Origin of the sequence: Arenibacter catalasegens, from assembly GCF_002909235.1 — a bacterium.
GTDB lineage: Bacteria > Bacteroidota > Bacteroidia > Flavobacteriales > Flavobacteriaceae > Arenibacter > Arenibacter catalasegens.
The window spans coordinates 298,678-319,791 of record NZ_PHQQ01000002.1; the positions used below are offsets into that span (position 1 = coordinate 298,678).

General features: G+C 38.1%; 21 protein-coding genes. 13 read left to right on the forward strand and 8 right to left on the reverse strand.

What is annotated here, in order from left to right; all coding sequences use genetic code 11:
* Positions 1 to 67: 67 nt before the first annotated feature.
* A complete protein-coding gene (locus CWD90_RS03175; protein ID WP_103474471.1) occupies positions 68 to 442 on the forward strand; it encodes a DoxX family membrane protein in 375 nt (124 codons plus the stop codon).
* Positions 443 to 546: 104 nt separating this feature from the next.
* On the opposite strand, the gene CWD90_RS03180 is transcribed toward CWD90_RS03175, so the two are convergent.
* The 3 genes from CWD90_RS03180 to CWD90_RS03190 form a co-directional block, all read right to left on the reverse strand.
* On the reverse strand, positions 547 to 1,074 hold the full coding sequence (locus CWD90_RS03180; RefSeq protein ID WP_103474472.1) for a DUF4136 domain-containing protein: 528 nt from the start codon (positions 1,072 to 1,074) through the stop codon (positions 547 to 549).
* A 166-nt stretch (positions 1,075 to 1,240) separates the two neighbouring features.
* Positions 1,241 to 2,242 (reverse strand): GTPase ObgE, encoded by a 1,002-nt coding sequence (gene obgE, locus CWD90_RS03185; protein ID WP_103474473.1) that lies wholly within the window; start codon positions 2,240 to 2,242, stop codon positions 1,241 to 1,243.
* Between the two features lie 168 nt (positions 2,243 to 2,410).
* Entirely contained in the window at positions 2,411 to 3,526 is a 1,116-nt protein-coding gene (locus CWD90_RS03190; protein ID WP_103474474.1) for an adenylate kinase, read from the reverse strand.
* A 144-nt stretch (positions 3,527 to 3,670) separates the two neighbouring features.
* Here CWD90_RS03190 and CWD90_RS03195 point away from each other — a divergent pair, with 144 nt between their 5' ends.
* From CWD90_RS03195 to CWD90_RS03210, 4 genes are all read left to right on the forward strand, one after another.
* Complete coding sequence (locus tag CWD90_RS03195; protein ID WP_103474475.1) at positions 3,671 to 4,825, forward strand: 5-(carboxyamino)imidazole ribonucleotide synthase; 1,155 nt, start codon at positions 3,671 to 3,673, stop codon at positions 4,823 to 4,825.
* 15 nt (positions 4,826 to 4,840) lie between these two features.
* Positions 4,841 to 5,335 (forward strand): 5-(carboxyamino)imidazole ribonucleotide mutase, encoded by a 495-nt coding sequence (purE, locus tag CWD90_RS03200; RefSeq protein WP_103474476.1) that lies wholly within the window; start codon positions 4,841 to 4,843, stop codon positions 5,333 to 5,335.
* 61 nt (positions 5,336 to 5,396) lie between these two features.
* Entirely contained in the window at positions 5,397 to 7,415 is a 2,019-nt protein-coding gene (locus tag CWD90_RS03205; protein ID WP_103474477.1) for a M3 family metallopeptidase, read from the forward strand.
* A gap of 57 nt (positions 7,416 to 7,472) precedes the next feature.
* Entirely contained in the window at positions 7,473 to 7,913 is a 441-nt protein-coding gene (locus tag CWD90_RS03210; RefSeq protein ID WP_103474478.1) for a hypothetical protein, read from the forward strand.
* A gap of 7 nt (positions 7,914 to 7,920) precedes the next feature.
* Here CWD90_RS03210 and CWD90_RS03215 read toward each other — a convergent pair whose 3' ends face one another.
* Both CWD90_RS03215 and CWD90_RS03220 read right to left on the reverse strand, forming a co-directional pair.
* A complete protein-coding gene (locus tag CWD90_RS03215) occupies positions 7,921 to 8,331 on the reverse strand; it encodes a PH domain-containing protein (protein ID WP_103474479.1) in 411 nt (136 codons plus the stop codon).
* 66 nt (positions 8,332 to 8,397) lie between these two features.
* Positions 8,398 to 8,757 (reverse strand): rhodanese-like domain-containing protein, encoded by a 360-nt coding sequence (locus CWD90_RS03220; protein WP_103474480.1) that lies wholly within the window; start codon positions 8,755 to 8,757, stop codon positions 8,398 to 8,400.
* Between the two features lie 72 nt (positions 8,758 to 8,829).
* Between CWD90_RS03220 and CWD90_RS03225 the strand changes: the two genes are divergently transcribed.
* Both CWD90_RS03225 and CWD90_RS03230 read left to right on the forward strand, forming a co-directional pair.
* Positions 8,830 to 9,390, forward strand: a complete 561-nt coding sequence (locus tag CWD90_RS03225) for a sigma-70 family RNA polymerase sigma factor (protein ID WP_103474481.1) — start codon at positions 8,830 to 8,832, stop codon at positions 9,388 to 9,390.
* Positions 9,387 to 9,614: a hypothetical protein gene (locus tag CWD90_RS03230; protein WP_103474482.1), complete on the forward strand. Its 228-nt coding sequence runs from the start codon at positions 9,387 to 9,389 to the stop codon at positions 9,612 to 9,614. The genes CWD90_RS03225 and CWD90_RS03230 overlap by 4 nt, the downstream gene beginning before the upstream one ends.
* On the opposite strand, the gene CWD90_RS03235 is transcribed toward CWD90_RS03230, so the two are convergent.
* A complete protein-coding gene (locus tag CWD90_RS03235) occupies positions 9,603 to 10,433 on the reverse strand; it encodes a UbiA prenyltransferase family protein (RefSeq protein ID WP_103474483.1) in 831 nt (276 codons plus the stop codon). The genes CWD90_RS03230 and CWD90_RS03235 overlap by 12 nt on opposite strands.
* A gap of 139 nt (positions 10,434 to 10,572) precedes the next feature.
* On the opposite strand from CWD90_RS03235, the gene gcvP reads away from it, so the two are divergent.
* From gcvP to CWD90_RS03255, 4 genes are all read left to right on the forward strand, one after another.
* Positions 10,573 to 13,422, forward strand: a complete 2,850-nt coding sequence (gene gcvP, locus CWD90_RS03240; protein WP_103474484.1) for an aminomethyl-transferring glycine dehydrogenase — start codon at positions 10,573 to 10,575, stop codon at positions 13,420 to 13,422.
* Positions 13,423 to 13,590: 168 nt separating this feature from the next.
* Entirely contained in the window at positions 13,591 to 14,649 is a 1,059-nt protein-coding gene (locus CWD90_RS03245) for a 3-oxoacyl-ACP synthase III family protein (RefSeq protein WP_103474485.1), read from the forward strand.
* A gap of 109 nt (positions 14,650 to 14,758) precedes the next feature.
* A complete protein-coding gene (locus tag CWD90_RS03250; protein WP_103474584.1) occupies positions 14,759 to 15,328 on the forward strand; it encodes a methyltransferase in 570 nt (189 codons plus the stop codon).
* 112 nt (positions 15,329 to 15,440) lie between these two features.
* Complete coding sequence (locus tag CWD90_RS03255) at positions 15,441 to 16,295, forward strand: glycosyltransferase family 2 protein (RefSeq protein WP_103474486.1); 855 nt, start codon at positions 15,441 to 15,443, stop codon at positions 16,293 to 16,295.
* Positions 16,296 to 16,331: 36 nt separating this feature from the next.
* On the opposite strand, the gene pafA is transcribed toward CWD90_RS03255, so the two are convergent.
* Positions 16,332 to 18,038, reverse strand: coding sequence for an alkaline phosphatase PafA (pafA, locus tag CWD90_RS03260; RefSeq protein ID WP_103474487.1), 1,707 nt, complete (start codon positions 18,036 to 18,038; stop codon positions 16,332 to 16,334).
* A 114-nt stretch (positions 18,039 to 18,152) separates the two neighbouring features.
* On the opposite strand from pafA, the gene CWD90_RS03265 reads away from it, so the two are divergent.
* A complete protein-coding gene (locus CWD90_RS03265; RefSeq protein ID WP_103474488.1) occupies positions 18,153 to 18,890 on the forward strand; it encodes an MlaE family ABC transporter permease in 738 nt (245 codons plus the stop codon).
* The gene (locus tag CWD90_RS03270) at positions 18,890 to 19,657 is read left to right on the forward strand and encodes an ABC transporter ATP-binding protein (RefSeq protein ID WP_103474489.1); all 768 of its coding nucleotides are present in this window, start codon (positions 18,890 to 18,892) and stop codon (positions 19,655 to 19,657) included. The genes CWD90_RS03265 and CWD90_RS03270 overlap by 1 nt, the downstream gene beginning before the upstream one ends.
* Here the strand turns inward: CWD90_RS03270 and CWD90_RS03275 are convergent.
* Positions 19,654 to 21,114, reverse strand: coding sequence for a DUF389 domain-containing protein (locus CWD90_RS03275; protein ID WP_103474490.1), 1,461 nt, complete (start codon positions 21,112 to 21,114; stop codon positions 19,654 to 19,656). The genes CWD90_RS03270 and CWD90_RS03275 overlap by 4 nt on opposite strands.

Sequence of the window (21,114 nt, forward strand, 5' to 3'; positions counted from 1 at the left end):
AAGATTAATAAAAAGGTATTGCTTTTTTTCATAATTTCATAAATAACTAACATAAAACCAAAGAATTATGAACTCTACCTTTTTTATTGCATTGCGTTTTGTTTTTGGACTTTTCCTTATCGTCTTTGGGGCGAATAAATTCTTACATTTTATGCCTGCAGGGCAAATGTCCGAAGCGGCTATGAACTATTTTTCAGCTTTAATGAGTACAAATACCCTTTATGTGGTAGCCATAGTGGAAATTCTTTCCGGACTTTCATTATTGACAAACAAATTTGGTGCTTTGATGATGATTATCCTTATGACCGTTTCGGTAAATGCATTATTGTTCAATGCATTTTTGGAACCAGGTTCCATTGGCCTAACTTTAGTCTTGCTTGTTCTTAATATAGTGATGCTCTACGCCTACAAGGACAGATATAAGGATATACTTAGACCATAATTTTTAATAAAAAATATTCCAAAAAATAAGAAGCGGGACCAAATTATTGGTCCCGCTTCTTATTAACAATATTACAGATATTTAATATGTAGATTGTATTAAACTTATTTTCTACTTTTTGGCGGGTATTTTTCAAAGGTTTTGGCAACCAATGCCTGTAGTTTTTGCTCCCTTTCATTGGGAGAACTATTTTCCCTAAGGGAACTTACCGTAATGGCCTGCCAAAATAGTTCATCCTTCTGGCTATCCACAAAATCAATCTGAATTTCCCGTTCAACATTTGCTGCCCCCACTGGAATTCCTATAGACATACCTCCACCTACATTTCTACCACCTCCACCTAGGCCCACACCTACGGTATTGTTTCTTGGTGCTTGAAAAGACCTACTCATAATTCCTATTAAAAATTCCGGCTCTTCGGACAACAAAAAGCCTTTACCGCGCATAATGGAATCTATGGCCCTCAATAATCTTTTAGAATCCAATTCACTTAAACCAATATCCATATCCGGATAATAATTATAGGTGGTATATTTAGAAAAATCGGTGTCCCTATCGTAGTCATAATTTACACGAATAGTACTACAAGAAACTAAAAAGACCAATAACACGAATGGGATTATACTTTTCATTATTCAGATTTTTATACGAGCATGTTTAAGAGATTGTGTACAATTTCTTAAACATGCTCTAAAATAGCAAAAATTATTAATGCCGTTTTTTATGAAGGTAAGTATTCGTTAAAACGCAAGGCAATAGGTAGCTTGAATAGCTATCTGTTCAAAAAAATAAATGAAATTATTTATTTAGCATTGCCCATAGTCTGTCCTTTAGTTCTACCAGTCCCATCTGGGCTACCGATGAAATAAACATATATGGAATATCCTTAAAATCCTTGTCCAGCTCAAGCCTCATCTCCGAAATAAGCTCTTCATCCAGCATATCCGACTTAGAAATTGTTATCAATCTGTCCTTGTCCAACAACTCTGGATTATATCTTCGAAGCTCATCTAGCAAAATCTCGTATTCTTTGGAAATATCCTTGCTATCGGCCGGAATTAAGAATAGTAAAGTAGAATTCCGTTCTATATGTCTTAAAAAATAATGCCCAAGTCCTTTCCCTTCCGCTGCGCCTTCAATAATACCGGGAATATCCGCAATAACAAAACTTTTAAAATCCCTGTATTCTACAATTCCCAAATTGGGCTTTAGAGTAGTAAACTCATAATCCGCAATTTTAGGTTGGGCAGAAGTAAGTACAGATAAAAGGGTAGATTTACCCGCATTTGGAAAACCTACCAAACCAACATCTGCCAATACTTTTAATTCTAAAATAAGGTCCAATTCCTGTGCACTAACACCGGGTTGTGCGTATCTGGGTGTCTGATTGGTAGCTGTTCTAAAATGCCAGTTACCTCGACCCCCCATACCGCCTTCCAAAAGAATTCTTTCCTCCTGATCTTCGGTAATCTCCATCAACACCTCTTGGGTCTCAGAATCTTTAATGACCGTTCCTAAGGGTACGTCCAAATATACATCCTGGCCATCAGCACCACTACTACGGTTCTTACTACCATGTTCACCGTGACCTGCCCTAAAAGTCCTTGTAAATTTAAACCCTAATAGAGTCCATAAATTTTTATTGCCTCGGACAATAATGTGACCCCCACGACCACCATCACCACCGTCTGGCCCACCTTTTGTTATAAACTTTTCCCTATGTAAATGCACAGAACCTTTTCCTCCTTTACCGGATTCCAAGTGCACTTTTACATAATCCACAAAATTTCCTTCAGTCATTTTTTTAGCTTATTTATCCATGGTCCATCAACACCTGGCCACCATATGTCTATAATTCAACACCTTAAACCCTAAAATCGCTGTAGGTTCCAATTATACAAACCAACCAAGGCCTTCATTATTAATGACGATTGTTGCCTAGACTTAAAACTCGCTTTTGGCCAGATCTTAAATTGCTTGTAACTCTTCAATTACTTTTGCCAAGCGGCTAGTAATATCCTCAATAGAACCTATTCCGTTTACACTATGAAATTTCCCCTGATCGTCATAGTAATCCTTTAAGGGGGCTGTTTTTTCATTGTATTCATCAAAACGGTTACGTATCATTTTTTCATCCTGATCATCGGTCCTGCCACTTACCTTACCTCGCTCCAATAATCTTTGTATCAATACTTCATCGTTAGCCTCCAAAGCAATGGTCGCATCAATCCTCATTTCCTTTGTTACTAAAAAATTATCCAATGCCTTGGCTTGAGCCGTTGTCCTAGGAAAACCATCAAAGATAAATCCACTGGCTTCAGGATTTTTTTCTACCTCGTCCTGTAACATCTTAATGGTAACCTCATCGGGTACTAATTCTCCCTTGTCAATATAAGATTTTGCCAATGTGCCCAGTTCCGTACCATTTTTAATGTTATAACGAAAAACATCTCCTGTAGAAATATGTTTTAAATTATATTTATCCTTTAAAAATGAAGCCTGCGTGCCCTTTCCTGCACCAGGTTTTCCAAACAAAACTAGGTTTATCATGTGCTTTTGGTTTAGTTGATATACTTCTCTTAAATTTCTTCCCAATTCATTATAATCCAATCCATAGCCCACTATAAATCTATCCTCGATTTTCAAACCAAAATAGTCTATATCATACTCCCCGTTATAAACCTCAGATTTGTAAAACAAGGTGGCAATTTTAAATTCCTTTACCTTGGTATTGGAAAATAAGTCGATTAATTTTTTAACGGTCCTACCGGTATCAATGATATCTTCCAAGATAATAACACTGCGACCTTCAATATTCTCGGGAACGTCCAACAAGGTCTCCACTATTCCTGTAGACGTAAGTCCTTGGTAGGAGCTTAAGCGTACAAAGGATACCTCGCAAGGGTATGGATAAGCCTTTAAAAAGTCTGAAACAAACATAAAGGCGCCGTTGAGGACCCCCACAAAAATGGGAGTTTCCTTTTTATAATCCACAGCCACCTGGTCTGCAATCTTTTTAATTGCGGCCATAATTTCACCTTCACTTATAAAAGGCTTAAAATATTTGTCGTGTAGCTTAATCAAGGCTGTTGTTTTTATAATAAATTTAAGATGCCAAATATAGCACTTTGATTTCTCTTTTTTAACGGTCTAAGCCTAGTTTCTAAGATTTAGATGTATTTTTGTTCCTAATATACAATCTACTTTAATACAAGCGAATCATTTCCAATGAACTATTTTTCTTCTGAATTTAAACTAGGAATACTAGGAGGCGGTCAATTAGGTAAGATGCTTTTGTACGAAACAAGAAAATTTGACATCCATACCAAGGTAATGGACCCGTCTGAGGAAGCCCCTTCAAAAATAGCCTGCAATGAGTTTTTTAAAGGTGATATAATGGATTTTGATGCGGTATACCGCTTTGGCAAAAAAGTAGACCTGTTAACCATTGAAATCGAGAACGTAAACCTGGATGCCCTAGAAAAACTGGAGGATGAAGGCTTAAAGGTATTTCCGCCGACCGGTGCATTACGCATTATACAAAACAAGGCAAAACAAAAATTGTTCTACATTGACAATAGTATACCCACAGCAGATTTTCAGCGTTTCGCCTACAAGAGTGAGATTGAGGACAGTATTACCAATGGAGGTTTGAAATTTCCTTTTATATGGAAAGCTACCCAATTTGGATACGATGGACAAGGGGTTAAAGTAGTTCGTAAATTGGAAGATTTAAACGGTCTTCCTTCCGGAGAATGCATCACCGAGGAGATGATAAATTTTAAAAATGAACTTGCCGTTATTGTCGCCCGTAGCGCCAGTGGGGAAGTTAAGACGTATCCCGTAGTGGAAATGGAATTCCACCCCGAGGCCAATCAGGTAGAATATGTATTATGTCCTGCCAGGATAGATGCCAAGGTGGCGGAAAAAGCTCAAGAAATAGCGTTACAATTATCCCATAAAATAAAACATGTTGGGCTTTTGGCAGTAGAAATGTTCCAGACACAAGAGAATAAAATTTTGGTAAACGAAGTAGCTCCAAGACCCCACAACAGTGGTCATTATAGTATAGAAGCCAGCTACACCAATCAATTTGAACAACATATCCGAGCTATTTTGGACCTTCCATTGGGAAATACTGCCAGTAAAGTTGCTGGTATTATGGTGAATTTGGTTGGAGCCGAAGGACACACTGGAAATGTTGTCTATGAAAATATGGAGGAAATATTGAAACTAGAAGGTGTCACCCCTCATATATATGGAAAAAAGCAGACCCGGCCTTTTCGAAAAATGGGTCATGTAACCATTGTAAACAACGACATTAGTGAGGCTAGAAAAATAGCCGAACAAGTAAAGAACACGATAAAAGTGATAAGCGAATAAGAAATTTTCAATGATATGAGTAAAGTAGCGATAGTTATGGGTAGTACTAGCGACCTCCCTGTTATGCAAGAAGCCATTGATATATTAAAAGGTTTTGATATTGAGGTAGATGTTGATATTGTATCGGCACACCGTACACCGGAAAAATTGTTCGATTTTAGCAAGAATGCCCATATAAAAGGATATTCCGTAATCATTGCCGGCGCAGGTGGCGCAGCCCACTTGCCAGGAATGGTGGCATCCATGTCTCCTTTACCCGTGATCGGTGTTCCTGTAAAAAGCAGTAATTCTATAGATGGCTGGGATTCTATCCTATCCATTCTTCAAATGCCAGGCGGAGTCCCTGTGGCTACTGTAGCCCTAAATGGCGCAAAAAATGCCGGAATTTTGGCTGCACAGATTATCGGAAGTTCGGATAAATGTGTCCTGGATAAAATTATCCTGTACAAGGAAGGCCTTAAGCAAAAGGTAATCGCCGGCGCAGAAGAAATGAAAAAAAGCACAAAGTAGTCTGCATTAAGTGACATATTTAAGAATTCCAATTCCAAATTAAAAAACACAACACCCCAAAATGAATCCGTTGTTAACCTCTTTCGATACAGCTCCATTCTCCAAGATTAAAAATGAGCATTTTAAACCTGCATTAATAAAGGCAATAGATGACGCTAAGGCCGAGATAGACGCTATTGTCAATACCAAGGAGTCTCCCACTTTTGAAAACACTATAAAAGCTTTGGATTTTACCGGACAGCAATTGGACAGGATATCCAGTGTTTTTTTTAATTTAAATTCCGCAGAGACCAATCCAGAAATCCAGAAAATAGCCCAAGAGGTCTCTCCACTGCTTTCAGAATTCAGTAATGACATTACCTTGAACGTTGAATTGTTCAAGCGCGTTAAGGCCGTATACGACCAAATTGATACTTTGGAATTAACCACTGAGGAACAAACCCTATTAGATAAAAAATATAAAAGTTTCAGTAGAAACGGGGCTAATTTAGCTGAGAATAAAAAGAATCGCTTACGGGAAATTGATACCGAACTATCCAAATTAAAGCTTCAATTTGGAGAGAATGTTTTGGCCGAGACCAACAAATTTGAAATGCACATTACCAATGAGGAGGATTTGGCCGGTCTTCCTGATGGAGAAAAAGAAGCTGCCGCCCAATTGGCAAAAGCAAAGAACAAAGATGGCTGGTTGATTACCTTGGATTATCCAAGCTATATTCCATTTATGAAATATGCCGACAACCGAAAATTACGCAAGGAATTGTCCATTGCATTTGGAAGCAAAGGTTTTCATAATGATGATTTGGACAACCAGAAAAACATAATCAAGATTACCAACCTCAGGCATGAAAGGGCCAACTTATTGGGTTATAAAACACATGCCCATTACGTATTGGAGGAGCGTATGGCGGAAACCCCGGAAAAGGTATATCATTTCCTTAACGAATTGTTGGAAAAGGCAAAACCTGCAGCAGAAAGGGAATATACCCAGTTGGAAGATTTTGCTAAAAACCTAGATAGTATAGACCAATTGGAAAAATGGGATGGCGCCTATTATTCTGAAAAATTAAAGCAGAAGTTGTTCAATCTGGACGATGAAAAGCTTAAACCATATTTTAAACTGGAAAATGTAATTGCAGGAGTATTTAAAGTGGCCGAAAAATTATTTGGCCTGCAATTTGAAGAAGTTTTTGATGTAGACAAATACCACCCAGATGTAAAGACTTATCGCATTTACAATCAGGACAAAAATCTTGTATCGTTATTTTATGCCGACTTCCACCCAAGATCGGGAAAACGGGGTGGGGCCTGGATGACTTCTTACAAATCGCAATATGTACAAAACGGAATTAATGTACGCCCGCATATTTCCAATGTCTGCAATTTCACCAAACCTACCGCTAGCAAACCTTCATTACTTACTTTCAATGAAGTAACCACCTTATTTCATGAGTTTGGACACGGATTACATGGTATGTTGGCGAATACGGTCTACCCAGGGCTTTCGGGCACTTCCGTATATTGGGATTTTGTAGAACTCCCGAGTCAAGTAATGGAAAACTGGTGTTACGAAAAAGAGGCCCTGGAATTGTTTGCAACCCATTACCAGACTGGCGAAGTAATTCCAATGGAATTGGTTCAAAAAATAAAAGACTCGGCAACTTTCCAAGAAGGAATGGCCACATTGCGACAAATAAGTTTTGGATTGTTGGACATGTCCTGGCATGGGACGGATCCGTCAAAGATTACGGATGTTAAGGCTCAAGAAAGTTTAGCCTTTAAGGATACCGATCTATACCCCGAATGTCTGGAAACCTGCATGAGTACCTCATTTTCCCATATATTTCAAGGAGGATATTCCTCAGGCTATTACAGCTATAAATGGGCGGAAGTATTAGATGCCGACGCCTTTGCATACTTTAAGGAAAAGGGGATCTTCAACAAGGAGGTGGCAACTAAATTCAAGGAGCATGTACTCTCTAAAGGAGGTACAGAAAAGCCGATGGAATTGTATAAACGTTTTAGAGGAAGCGAACCAAAGATCGAGGCATTACTGAAAAGGGCCGGATTATTAAGTTAATTGCTGATCGTGCTCTAATAATTATAAAACCCTCATATAATACTGCAATATTATTTTATGAACACTAATGTACCGGATTGGCTAATTATATTGGGAGGTATTGGTCAGATCTTCACTGCATTGATCTATCCGTACATACGTCATAATGTATTTGATTGGTACAACGATGTAAAACAATTAAAGCCTCTCAACCAAGAAATAGCCAAAACCTATGGCCGATACATCCAAGGTCTTAATTTTTCATTTGGATTAATCGCAATACTTCTAACAAGTGATTTACAAAACGGATCACGATTGGCTCTTGCATTGACTGGTTTGATAGCAGCCTATTGGATTGGCAAAGTTATTACACAGATAGCGTACTACCCGATGTACCAAATTCCGCAGAAGTCTTTATTTAAGATTGGTAGTTATTTCATGAACGCACTATTTATCTTATTTGCTTCTGTATTTACTTGGCTCTTTATAAACAATCTTCTACATTATATATCGTCTTAATCCTCATTTACAGTCCGGATCTATCCTCTATCTTGGGATTCAGCTGTTTTAAATGGGCAATAAATGCACGTTTCTCCTTTGGAGAGATGATAACACTTTCATATGTATTGTAAAAAATCTCCAGCCTATCCAATGAAGCAGCCGGGGCACTAATGGGGTTATTGGTTGCCTCAATTTTTGTAATGGTATCTATTTGAATGGTCCGTTTGATCAGAAATCCACTTTTAACACGGAACACACTGTCATCAACCTCATAATTGGTAAACAAAAAAATATAGATAATAAAAAGAAAGGTCAATAATAAAATTATTGGACCAACTCCATCAGAATTATTTATCATTAAGTAGACAGGAGCAACCACCATAAGCACAATAACCGGAACAAGAAACCAACCAATTTTTGACTTATATTTTACCATATTTAATTCCGTATACCAATTAATGGGGTTTTCGGCGCTTTCAATAGTAAGACTTAGACCCTAACATTAATTTCCGTTTTTAACCGCATCATAGCCGCCTTCCAAATTCACTACATGCTTGTAGCCCATGGACTTTAGCTTTTCCTGAGCCTTAAGGCTTCGGCCTCCCATCTTGCAGTACACATATATTGTTTTGTCTTTGTCCACGGCACTAAAATGTTCCATAAAATTAGGCTCATACCAATTAACATTTTCGGCATTCTCCAAATGCCCGGCCCCAAATTCCTCTGGAGTCCGTACATCTACCAAAATCCCTTTATCAAGTAATTCTTGATTAAAATCGGTTATTGGCATTTTGCTCACAGCTTCCTGCGAACAACCTGTTTGCAGTATTAATACTACCAAAAAAAGAAATATTGCTCTCATATCTTATTTACTTATTCAAAAATAAGAATTCTACTTCAGAAAAATCACTTATTTTTGAAATGACAAACAGGTATGACAAAACAAGAATTAAATCCGGATATATGGGTCGATAGTTATTCCGATTACCTCTTTAATTATGCGGTAAGTCGGGTTAACGATTCGGAAATAGCCAAAGATTTGGTACAGGAGACCTTTTTTGCTGGTTTAAAATCGGCTAAAAATTTTAAAGGGGAGGCTGCCGAACGCACTTGGTTGATTTCAATTTTAAAAAGAAAGGTAATTGATCATTATCGCAAAATAAACTCCAAAAAAGCGAAATCTATGATCCGCATCACCCAAAACCAAAATAGTGAGGCTGATAGCAACTTTTTGGAAGAACAAGTAGCGGACCCAATGAGTCTATTGGAAAATAGTCAAATAGAAAACGAGGAATTAGGCCTGGCCATTCAGGACTGTATCTCCAAGCTTCCAAAAAAACACGCACTGGCCTTTACCCTTAAAACCATAAACGGACTTAGTACGGAAGAGGTATGTAAGGAGCTAGAAATTAATCCGTCTAACCTTTGGGTTATAATCCACAGAGCAAGAACTGTTCTCATGGATTGCCTGAATAACAATTGGTTTAAAATATGAAGACCTGTAAGGATGTTGAAGTAATTTGCACGAAAGTACAGTATAGGGAAGCCTCTTTTCTTGAGAAAATCAAGATCAGACTTCACTTGTTGTTTTGTAAAACCTGCAAAACTTTTTCCAGTAAGAATACAAAATTAACTACACTCTGTTCCCAAGCCAGTCTTAAAACACTTCCTATAGAAGAAAAAGAAAAGATGAAAGAGAATTTAAAATCAAAGGCCTAAAAAGGTATCCAACCCTAAAATACAGACCCACCAAAAAATAGGAATAGCCTCTACCCAAAAAGAGGCAAAATATGGAGTTTGTTTTCGTTTAGTAATAAACATAAATATTCCCAACATTAAAAACACCACCCCTTTGCTTATAACCTCCAAGTATGTTAAGTCGTCTTTGAGAAAGGTTAAAGAGAAAAAAACTACAACGCCCAAAGCTGCATATACTTTTGTGTTTATAAAACCAAATCTTTGAGGCAAAGTTTTAAGTTCTGGATCGTCATATTTCAAGTCCCTTATTTCAAACGGCACCATTAGGATCAAGACCATCAAAAATCGTTGCACCCCCTCCACTCCAACATCCCAGTCCATCGTCTTATTTGCAGCAATGACCGGCAGAACGACCGTTGTACCAGCCCAGACCAAAGCAACTATAAAAATTTTAAGTCCCCCTAAATTTCTAAGATTTTTAGTGTTAGGCAATAAAGGAATGGCATATAAACTAGTTAAAATTGACAATACGACAATTCCTATCCATGTATCAAAAGACATAAAATAAGCATGATATAAGGCAAGGGCTCCCGCAATAAAACTAAATGCTTGAATATTTTTGTGATAGGCGTTAGCTACTAAAAAATACTTTTTAGCCTCCACCCCGTATTTCACAAAATTGTAACAAGCAATTGTTCCAAAAAAAGCCAAATACGAGATATGGTTGTCCCTAGACAGTCCAAAAAAAACACAGGTAATTTCAATAAATGCAAAAACTGATATGGCAACATGTATACTGGCATCCAAATAAAAATGAAATATGTATTTAAGCCAGTTCATAAATTAAAAATAACAATAGTGTTTATAACCTCTTCTTTTAGTTAAAAACTTTGAACGAGTTCGAGGTAAAAGCTGCAAAATAAACATAAATAATGAGTATTTTTGCTCACCTATATTTTTGATTAAAATAGCTTAAATTATGAGGACAGACGTATTTGCCTTACGCCATATAGGCATTAGAGAAGAGGACCTTCCACAAATGCTGAAAACCATCCATGTAAACTCCGTGGACCAGTTGATTTCCGAAACCATTCCAGACGATATACGTCTTGCAAAACCTTTGGCTTTGGACCAGCCCATGAATGAGCACGAGTATTTGTCCCACATTCAAAATTTATCAGAGAAGAATAAAGTGTTTAAATCCTATATCGGATTAGGGTATCATGAAAGTATAACTCCTTCCGTGATAAAAAGAAATATTCTGGAAAATGCCGGATGGTATACGGCCTACACTCCCTATCAAGCCGAGATTGCCCAAGGTCGACTGGAAGCCTTATTGAATTTTCAGACCGTAATTGCGGAACTCACTGGAATGGAATTGGCCAACGCCTCCCTTTTGGACGAAAGTACCGCCGCTGCAGAGGCTATGGCCATGTTATTCGATGTTCGAAGTAGAGACCAAAAGAAAAATAATGTTTTAAAATTTTTCGTTTCAGAGGAAATATTACCTCAAACATTATCCTTATTACAAACAAGGTCAACACCTTTGGGAATAGATTTAATTATTGGCAATCACCAAGAATTTGAATTCAGCGATGATTATTTTGGCGCTCTATTACAATACCCTGGAAAATATGGTCAAGTCCATGATTATGCTCCATTTATAGCCAGTGCTGCAGAAAAAAATATAAAAGTTGCCGTGGCGGCAGATATATTGAGTTTGGCAATATTGACTCCTCCAGGTGAATTTGGTGCAGATGTTGTGGTAGGGACCACTCAACGTTTTGGCATTCCTTTGGGCTATGGAGGTCCCCATGCGGCCTTTTTTGCAACAAAAGAAGAATACAAAAGAAGTATTCCTGGAAGAATTATAGGTGTCACCAAGGACATTGATGGCAAGACCGCTTTGAGGATGGCTTTACAGACCAGAGAACAGCACATTAAACGGGACAAAGCCACATCCAACATTTGTACAGCCCAGGTACTATTGGCCGTAATGGCAGGAATGTACGCAGTGTATCACGGACCAAAAGGATTAAAATATATTGCAAGTAAAGTAAATTCTTCCGCTACTACATTGGCCGAAAGTCTTGAAAAATTAGGCCTATATCAGACGAATACTTCTTACTTTGATACCATAAGCATAAAAGCTGATTCTTCAAAAGTTAGGCCCATTGCCGAAAAGTACGAGGTTAATTTCCTCTATATTGATGCAAACACCATATCCATTTCTTTAAACGAGGCTACATCCTTAAAAGACCTGCAACAAATAGTAACTATTTTCGCCGAAGCTATTGGAAAGAAGTCTATTCCTTTAAATGCACTGCTGCCCCAATCTGCGATTGAAAACAACCTCACCCGTACTACAACGTATTTGGAGAATGCTGTATTCAATTCCTATCATTCAGAAACCGAATTGATGCGGTATATAAAAAAATTGGAAAGAAAAGATTTGGCATTGAACCATTCCATGATTTCCTTGGGCTCCTGTACCATGAAGTTGAACGCGGCTTCGGAAATGCTCCCTATTAGCCTTGCTCGCTGGGGAAATATTCATCCTTTTGTACCAATTGAACAAGCGGAGGGATATCAAATCATTTTAAAAGAACTGGAAAAAGACCTTAATATTATCACCGGATTTGCCGGAACTTCTTTACAACCCAATTCTGGAGCACAAGGTGAATTTGCAGGCCTTATGGTAATTAGGGCCTATCACGAATCCAGAGGGGAAGGCCATAGAAACATATGCCTTATACCTGCCTCTGCCCATGGCACCAATCCTGCATCTGCTGTTATGGCGGGAATGAAGGTAGTGGTAACCAAAACCGATGAAAATGGCAACATAGATGTAACCGATTTAGGAGAAAAGGCTGCTTTGCACAAAGACAATCTTTCTGCTTTAATGGTAACATATCCTTCCACACATGGTGTATTTGAATCCTCTATTAAGGAAATAACAAAATTGATCCATGATAATGGTGGACAGGTCTATATGGACGGAGCAAATATGAACGCACAGGTTGGGTTGACCAACCCCGCAACCATTGGTGCCGATGTCTGCCACTTAAACCTGCACAAAACATTCGCCATACCGCACGGTGGTGGTGGACCTGGAGTGGGACCTATTTGTGTAGCAGAGCAATTGGTTCCGTTCTTGCCCGGAAACCCAATAATAAAAACAGGAGGAGACAAGGCAATTACAGCTATATCGGCAGCACCTTGGGGAAGTTCTCTTGTCTGTCTTATATCCTATGGATATATAAAAATGTTGGGGGAATACGGTTTAACGCAGTCCACAAAGACAGCCATACTAAATGCAAACTACATTAAAAATAAACTGAATGGAAAATTCGACGTTCTTTATACCGGAGAAAAAGGAAGGGCGGCCCACGAGATGATTATTGACTGTAGACCCTTTAAAGAAAATGGCATAGAAGTTACCGACATTGCAAAAAGATTAATGGACTATGGTTTTCATGCACCTACAGTCTCTTTTCCTGTTGCCGGGACACTTATGATCGAGCCCACAGAGAGCGAAAGCTTAGCTGAATTGGATCGGTTCTGCAGTGCTTTGCTTTCTATTCGTGAAGAAATAGATGCTGCTTCGATTGAGGATAGCAACAATGCCCTGAAAAATTCCCCACACACTTTGGAAATGATAACCAGTGACCAATGGGATTTTCCATATACTAGACAACGAGCAGCCTTCCCATTGCCTTATATTATTGAAAACAAGTTTTGGCCAAGTGTAAGGAGAGTGGACGACGCATATGGAGACCGTAATTTAATATGTACCTGCGCACCTATGGAGGCTTACATGGAAGCATAGAGACCTCAATGAAACAAAGCCTTTTAAAGCCTTTCAATTAAATTTGAAAGGTTTTTTTCTTATTAAATCTAAAAGCAGTATAATCTTGGACATCATATCAAATATTATGCGCAATCAACCTCCAAGGTCAATTGTTTTATATTTATACTTTTAAATTCACATATTATTATGAACATTGGAATTACTGGCACTGGTTCTTACCTACCATCCATTGTAACAAAAAATTCAGATTTTGAAAATCATGATTTTTTAAATGAAGATGGCAGTCCTTTTACACATCAAAACGAAGTAATAATTCAAAAATTTAAGGGTATCACAGGAATTAGCGAAAGACGCTATGCTAAAAATAACCTAAACACTTCCCAATTGGCATTTTTTGCGGCAGAAAAGGCTATCGCCGATGCTAAAATTGACAAAGAGGATCTGGACTATATAATTTTTGCACATAATTTTGGTGATGTAACCGAAGGCAGATCCCAAGGGGACACCCTTCCGAGTTTAGCGACAAGGGTAAAACACCAATTACAAATCAAAAACCCCAAATGCGTCGCATATGACCTCCTATTTGGTTGTCCAGGCTGGATTGAAGGTCTCATCCAAGCAAATGCGTTCATTAAAAGTGGCATTGCAAAAAAATGTCTTGTCATAGGAGCCGAAACCTTATCAAGGGTAGTGGATAGGCACGACCGAGATTCCATGATCTATTCTGATGGCGCTGGTGCCACCATTTTGGAAGCAAAAGATAGTGCTGGCCAAATATTGGCCCACAACAGTGCAACCTATGCCAATGAGGAAGCGTTCTATTTATTTTTCGGCGAGTCAAATTCCAAAGCTACCAAGGAAGATAAGCGGTATATAAAAATGTACGGCCGAAAAATATATGAATTTGCCGTAACCCATGTACCTCAGGCCATGAAGGACTGTTTGGACAAAAGTGGTGTTCCTATCTCCGAGTTAAATAAAATATTCATTCACCAGGCCAATGAAAAAATGGATGAAGCCATAGTAAAGCGTTTTTACAAACTTTACAATATGGAAATGCCCGATGACATAATGCCGATGAGTATCGAGAAATTGGGAAATAGTTCAGTAGCTACAATACCCACCCTGTTTGATATGGTGAAAAATGGAAAAATGGAAAATCAATCGATAACAAAGGGAGATGTTGTTATATTTGCCAGTGTTGGAGCTGGCATGAACATAAACGCCATAGTTTATAGGGTTTAATCCCAGGTCCGCTATACGCTTTTTCTAATATCTTTGTTTCTGGTTATTGGGTTATTCCTTGGTAAACCACAAAACGAACAATTTTAAACCACAAACCGGATTACAACTGATGTACGAGAAAACATTTCCAAATAAACGTTTTAAACATACCCTAGCTTTTCTTCAAAAACATGTATCCACGGACCAATCCATATTAGATCTTGGCATTGAAAATCCCTTTTCCAAGATTATGAAAGAAAATGGATACACCGTAGAAAATACAAAGGGAGAAGATTTGGACCTTGATTTTACTTCTGCACTGTCCACAAAAGCTGAAGTTACAACAGCCTTCGAAATCTTTGAACATTTATTAGCTCCATTAAATATTCTCAGCCAAGTAAAAACAGATAGATTGGTGGCGAGCATTCCTTTAAAATTATGGTTTTCACCAGCATATAGAAGTAAGACCGACGCATGGGATAGACACTACCATGAATTTGAGGACTGGCAATTTGACTGGTTACTTGAAAAGGCGGGTTGGGAAATAAAGGATCGGGCAAAATGGACCAATCCTGTCAAAAAAATAGGTATTAGACCTCTGTTAAGGAGTTTTACCCCTAGATATTACATTGTTTACGCGGAAAGAATAGCCGGACATCGTGCAAATTCCATTGGAGCCCATGAGCGCGAAAAGAATTAGGAAATGCACCATCAGCAAGAAACGCGAATAACGATCAACATCTAATGTTTAAACCTGTGCAATGCACACATCTTATAGGTTAGTAAACTAGAAAACAAATACAATTATACAGGTGAATTATTATATTATTATCCCTGCACATAATGAAGACCTATTCTTAAAGGAAAGTCTGCAATCTGTGGTGAAACAAACCATGCCTGCAAAAAAAGTTATTGTAGTAAATGATAATTCAACAGATAAGACAGAGCAGATAATAGACCATTTTGCTTCAGAACATGAATTTGTTCACAAGGTCAACACCAAATCCTCCACTGCCCATATGCCGGGCAGTAAAGTCGTCAATGCTTTTAACAAAGGATTGGAACTGTTAGATGACGACTATGATTTTTTAGTGAAATTAGATGCCGACATCATTCTTCCAGATACGTATTTCGAAAGAATAGCCCAGATATTTTCAAACGACCCAAAAATTGGTATAGCTGGCGGATTTATCTTTGAACAGGACAAAAACGGAGAATGGAAATTAAATCACCCTATGGATAAAAATCATGTCCGTGGTGCATTTAAAGCCTATAGAAAAAGTTGTTTTAAGACCATTGGGGGACTAAAGACCGCCATGGGATGGGATACGGTTGACGAGTTGTTGTCCCAATATAACGGTTATAACATATATACCGATACTTCCTTGCATGCCCAACACTTACGACCATTAGGCAATGCTTATAACAAAAAAGCCAAACTACTTCAAGGAAAAGCGATGTATACTATGAGGTACGGTTTTCGAATTACCTTGATTGCTTCCCTAAAAATGGCCCTAAAACAAAAAAAACCAAAGGCATTTTTGGATAACCTGCAAGGCTACCTTTTAGCAAGGAAAGAAAAAGCAGATTTTTTGGTAAGCCCTATAGAAGGCAAGTTTATTCGCCAGCTAAGATGGAGAAATATAAAAGCCAAACTTTTCAAATAAACGAAAAGTTTGGCTTTTATATTTATACTTGTATTACTATTTGTTGATTACCTCTGCAATGGGCTCTCCTGTAGTACCTGAAGGAGCATTCATTCCCATTAAAGCTGCTATGGTAGGAGCTATATCAGGAATTTCTGTTCTATTAACCGTACTCCCTTTCTTTATCCCTTTCCCATAAAATAACAATGGTGCATGAGTGTCATAATTCCATGGAGAACCATGTGTTGACCCTGTATCTCCGTATTTCCCACTTCCAGGATCGAAGACCATCAATACCTCTCCAGAACGTTTTTGATTGTATCCATTTTGAACAATGTAGGGGAGTCCTCTTGTATATTGATTTTGCCACATCTGATTGGCCGTAAATACATTATATATGCCATCATATTGTATTAACTCCAGCGCAATAGCCTCCTCTACTTCAGCTATCTCCAAATCCAAACCTTTAATAACCTTATAATCTAGAAACAATTGATTGTTGGATGTATTCTTCAAAATATCAGTAGTCCCAAAGGTATATTTCAGATATTCCGAAAGTCTATTATTAAAATTATCGGACGCCAAGGCCGCTGCCGGAAGTTTTTGATCCCTTAAATAAGCGGGAACATCAATGGCGGCATGATCCGCGGTTAGAAAAACAGTATACTCCCCAGAACCTACCTTTTGATCTAATCTACTAAATAGCCTTGCCAAGTCCTTATCCAGACGTAAATAGGTGTCCTCAACCTCTTTAGAATTTACCCCCCATTTATGCCCAACATAATCCGTACTTGAAAAACTTATAGCCAAGAAATCGGTAATACTATCTGCCCCCAGTAATTCCTTATCAACTGCCTCTATGGCAAAGTCAGCTGTTAAACTATTCCCATAGGGGGTACTTTTTAGGATACTATACTTACCATTATCATCCCACAAAGCTGCCAAATCATGTGGAAATGTTGGAGTGGACTGCCCTTTAAAAAGCCCCTCATAATGATTATTATCCGTACCACTTTCCAAATAGGTATTCATATCTTTCAAGGTGGTCCAAGGCTTTTTGTATTGATTTACACTTTTTTGCGCATTAAATTCAGTTACCCATTTAGGCAATTCGTTCATATAATAAGAACTAGTAATCCAGTTACCTGCATCTCCTCCATCAAACCAATAAGCCCCATTCGCAGCATGTCCACCAGGCAAAACAGCTCCTCTATCCTTTATCGCAATGGCAATTACTTTCCCCCTCATCTGGGTATGCAACTTTACTTGATCTGTAATTGTGGTTGTTTGCATTCTATGTGGGGACATTTTACCGGCATCGGAAGATGTTCCAACAGAATTATAATTATTATCACCTGCACAATAAACACTTTCATCGGCATATTTATCATACCAATCGTTGGCGATTATACCATGTACAGATGGAGTTGTCCCCGTATAAACAGAAGCGTGTCCAGCACCGGTTACCGTTGGCGCATAATTAAAATGATTATTCTTACAATTGAAGCCCTCATTTACCAATCGCTTAAATCCGCCTTCTCCATAATGATCCCAAAAACGAGTTAAATAATCGTACCGCATCTGATCTACTACAATTCCGACCACTAATTTCGGTGTTGTAGCAATATTAGGCACAGCGATTACCTCCTTGTTCTTTAAGGACTCAACCTTATCTTTTTTAGATTTGCGTTGCGCATTCACCTTCCCAGGATTAAATCCCACAAACAGCAATAAAAATAATAGCAGTAGACTTTTATTTTGCATTTTTAAATTTTTAAAAAAACAAAAATATAGAAATAAAACCTTTAAATTTTAAATGGAAGTTAAATGATTCTTAATATTGTTATTTTTACATTCCTAAGCAATATCACATATTGAATGAATTACCTTGCATCCATCGGCAGTTATTTTATTATGATCATAGAGGTTTTTAAAAAACCCACCAAATGGTCAGTAATGAGAACTTTAATTTTAAAGGAAATTGACGAATTGGTCTATGGTTCCATGGGCATTATTATTTTCATTTCTTTTTTTATAGGGGGAGTAGTTGCCATACAGACGGCATTGAACATAACCAACCCGCTAATTCCTCGAAATTTAATCGGCTTTGCCACTAGGCAATCCGTAATCCTAGAATTTGCACCTACATTCACCTCCATTATTATGGCTGGAAAAGTGGGGTCCTACATAACGTCCAGTATAGGTACAATGAGAGTAACGGAACAAATTGATGCCCTAGAGATTATGGGCGTAAACTCATTGAATTATCTGGTTTTTCCAAAAATAATAGCCATGTTGTTTTATCCCTTTGTGATTGCAATAGCTATGTATGTGGGTATATTTGGAGGATGGACAGCAGGTGTTTTCGGAGGCTTCAGTTCCAGTGCAGACTTCGTTGAAGGTCTACAATTAGACTTTATTCCCTTTCATATCACTTATTCCTTTGTTAAATCAATAGTATTTGCACTAATAATTGCCACCATACCGTCCTTTCACGGATACTATATGAAGGGAGGGGCCTTAGAAGTTGGGAAGGCCAGTACTACCTCCTTTGTTTGGACTAGTGTTGTTATTATTATTGTAAATTACATTTTAACGCAATTACTTTTGGGCTAATGATAGAAGTAGACAATATTCATAAATCGTTTGGAGACGCGCATATTTTAAAAGGTGTCAGTTCCAGCTTTGAAAAAGGCAAGACCAATTTGATCATAGGGCAAAGCGGATCGGGAAAAACAGTTTTTTTAAAATGCCTTTTAGGCCTTTTCACTCCTGAAAAGGGTTCTATCAGTTACGATGGAAAAATGTATGCCAAACTATCGACTAGAGAACAAAGGGATTTAAGACAGGAAATGGGAATGGTTTTTCAGGGAAGTGCTCTTTTTGATTCCATGACAGTCCAAGGCAATGTTATGTTCCCCCTGGGCATGTTTACCAAACAATCCAAATCAGAAATGCAGGATCGGGTAGATTTTGTACTAAAAAGGGTCAATCTGGTTGATGCCCATCATAAATATCCATCGGAAATTTCTGGAGGTATGCAGAAAAGAGTTGCTATTGCAAGGGCCATTGTAATGAATCCAAAATATTTATTCTGTGATGAACCCAATTCGGGACTAGACCCCAAAACGGCTATCCTCATAGACAATCTTATTCACGAAATAACCCAAGAATACGACATTACCACTGTAATCAATACCCATGACATGAATTCTGTTATGGAAATTGGTGAAAAGATAATATTCCTTAAAAATGGCCTAAAGGAGTGGGAAGGCAGTAACAAGGAAATTTTTAAAACCGATAACGAAGCCGTAACCGACTTCGTATATTCCTCGGAATTATTTAAAAAAGTACGCCAGATGTACATTGAAGAACGGAATTAGGTTTGTTCCTCCCGGACCTGAACCTTAGAGTTCTTTAACCTTAAACGCAACCATTCCGTTAGCTTTTGGGAATCCGTTTTTATTTGCTTTGCAGGCAATCCTTTTTTCCACTGAACATTAAAAACAGGGATAGTATCCAGTTTATTAAAGTCTGTTGTAATGGTATATGAAAAACCCAAACTGGTTAAATTTTCGTAATTCGCCTTGGCTTCCGCGCTAATTTCCTGAAAGGGAATCTGCTGATCAACAATTTTGCTCATTTTGCCAACCTCCTCCTTTAAAACCTGAATTTGTTGTTCCTTACTGAGTAGTTCCGCTTTTTTGGATTCGTACAATTCGCTGACATACTTCATTTGATCTAATTCCAAATTTTTAGATCCCTGAACAATCTTCAATTCCACATTTTTAAGCTTATTAAAAGTGTTTTTCTGGGAGTTCCAAGTGGCAATCACATTATCTGGAACGGTTTCGTTCCCCATAAATACCAATTCTATATAACCATCCTTCCCATGATTGTATTGAATGTCGGTTAAATTCTCTAAATACCGGCCCTCACCGGGCAATTTGTAGGGTACAACATTATTGGTCACAAACTGATTGGCTTCTTTTTTAAATAGAGACTCCTGAAACACATCGTAAAATGTAAATCCGGCAGGAATCATTACTAAAATTGCCACTATTGATGCCATTCTGGCTATGAACCTTCTACGTTGTGAATTGGCATAGCGCACCATAGGAAAACGCAATAATTTTATGACCAAAAAAGTGGCCAACCCAATAAAAATGGTATTTATGGTAAAGAGATACATGGCCCCAGTGGCATAACCAAAATTCCCTATTGCCAACCCAAAACCAACAGTACATAAAGGCGGCATCAATGCTGTGGCAATGGCCACACCAAAAATAACGCTAGCTATGGTACCTTTTTTGGCACGGGCAATAACCAACGCCAATCCCCCAAAAAAGGCAATCAGAACATCTCGTATATCTGGTTCAGTACGTGCTAGAAGCTCTGAAGACTCATCTCTTAAAGGGAATAGGTAAAAGAATAAAAAAGCAGTAATAACACTTAGCGCTACCATCACAGCGAAATTCTTTAATGACCGCCTTAAGGTATCAATGTCATTGATGGCCAATGACAGCCCCATACCTAAAATAGGACCCATTAAGGGCGAAATTAACATCGCACCTATGACTACCGCCGTGGAATTGGCGTTAAGCCCTACAGAGGCAATAAAAATGGAACAAATTAAAATCCATGAGGTATGTCCTTTAAAAGGAATATCCGCAATAATAGATTCCTTGGTTGCCTCTTGATCGGTGTTCTGACGAATGTCGAGCAAATCGCTGAGGAATTTTTTCGTGCTTCCCAACAGCCCTTTAAAATCCTTCTTAATGTCTTCACGGCTACCTTCGACCACTACCTGATTCTTATCCTTATTCAAATTTTCCTCCAT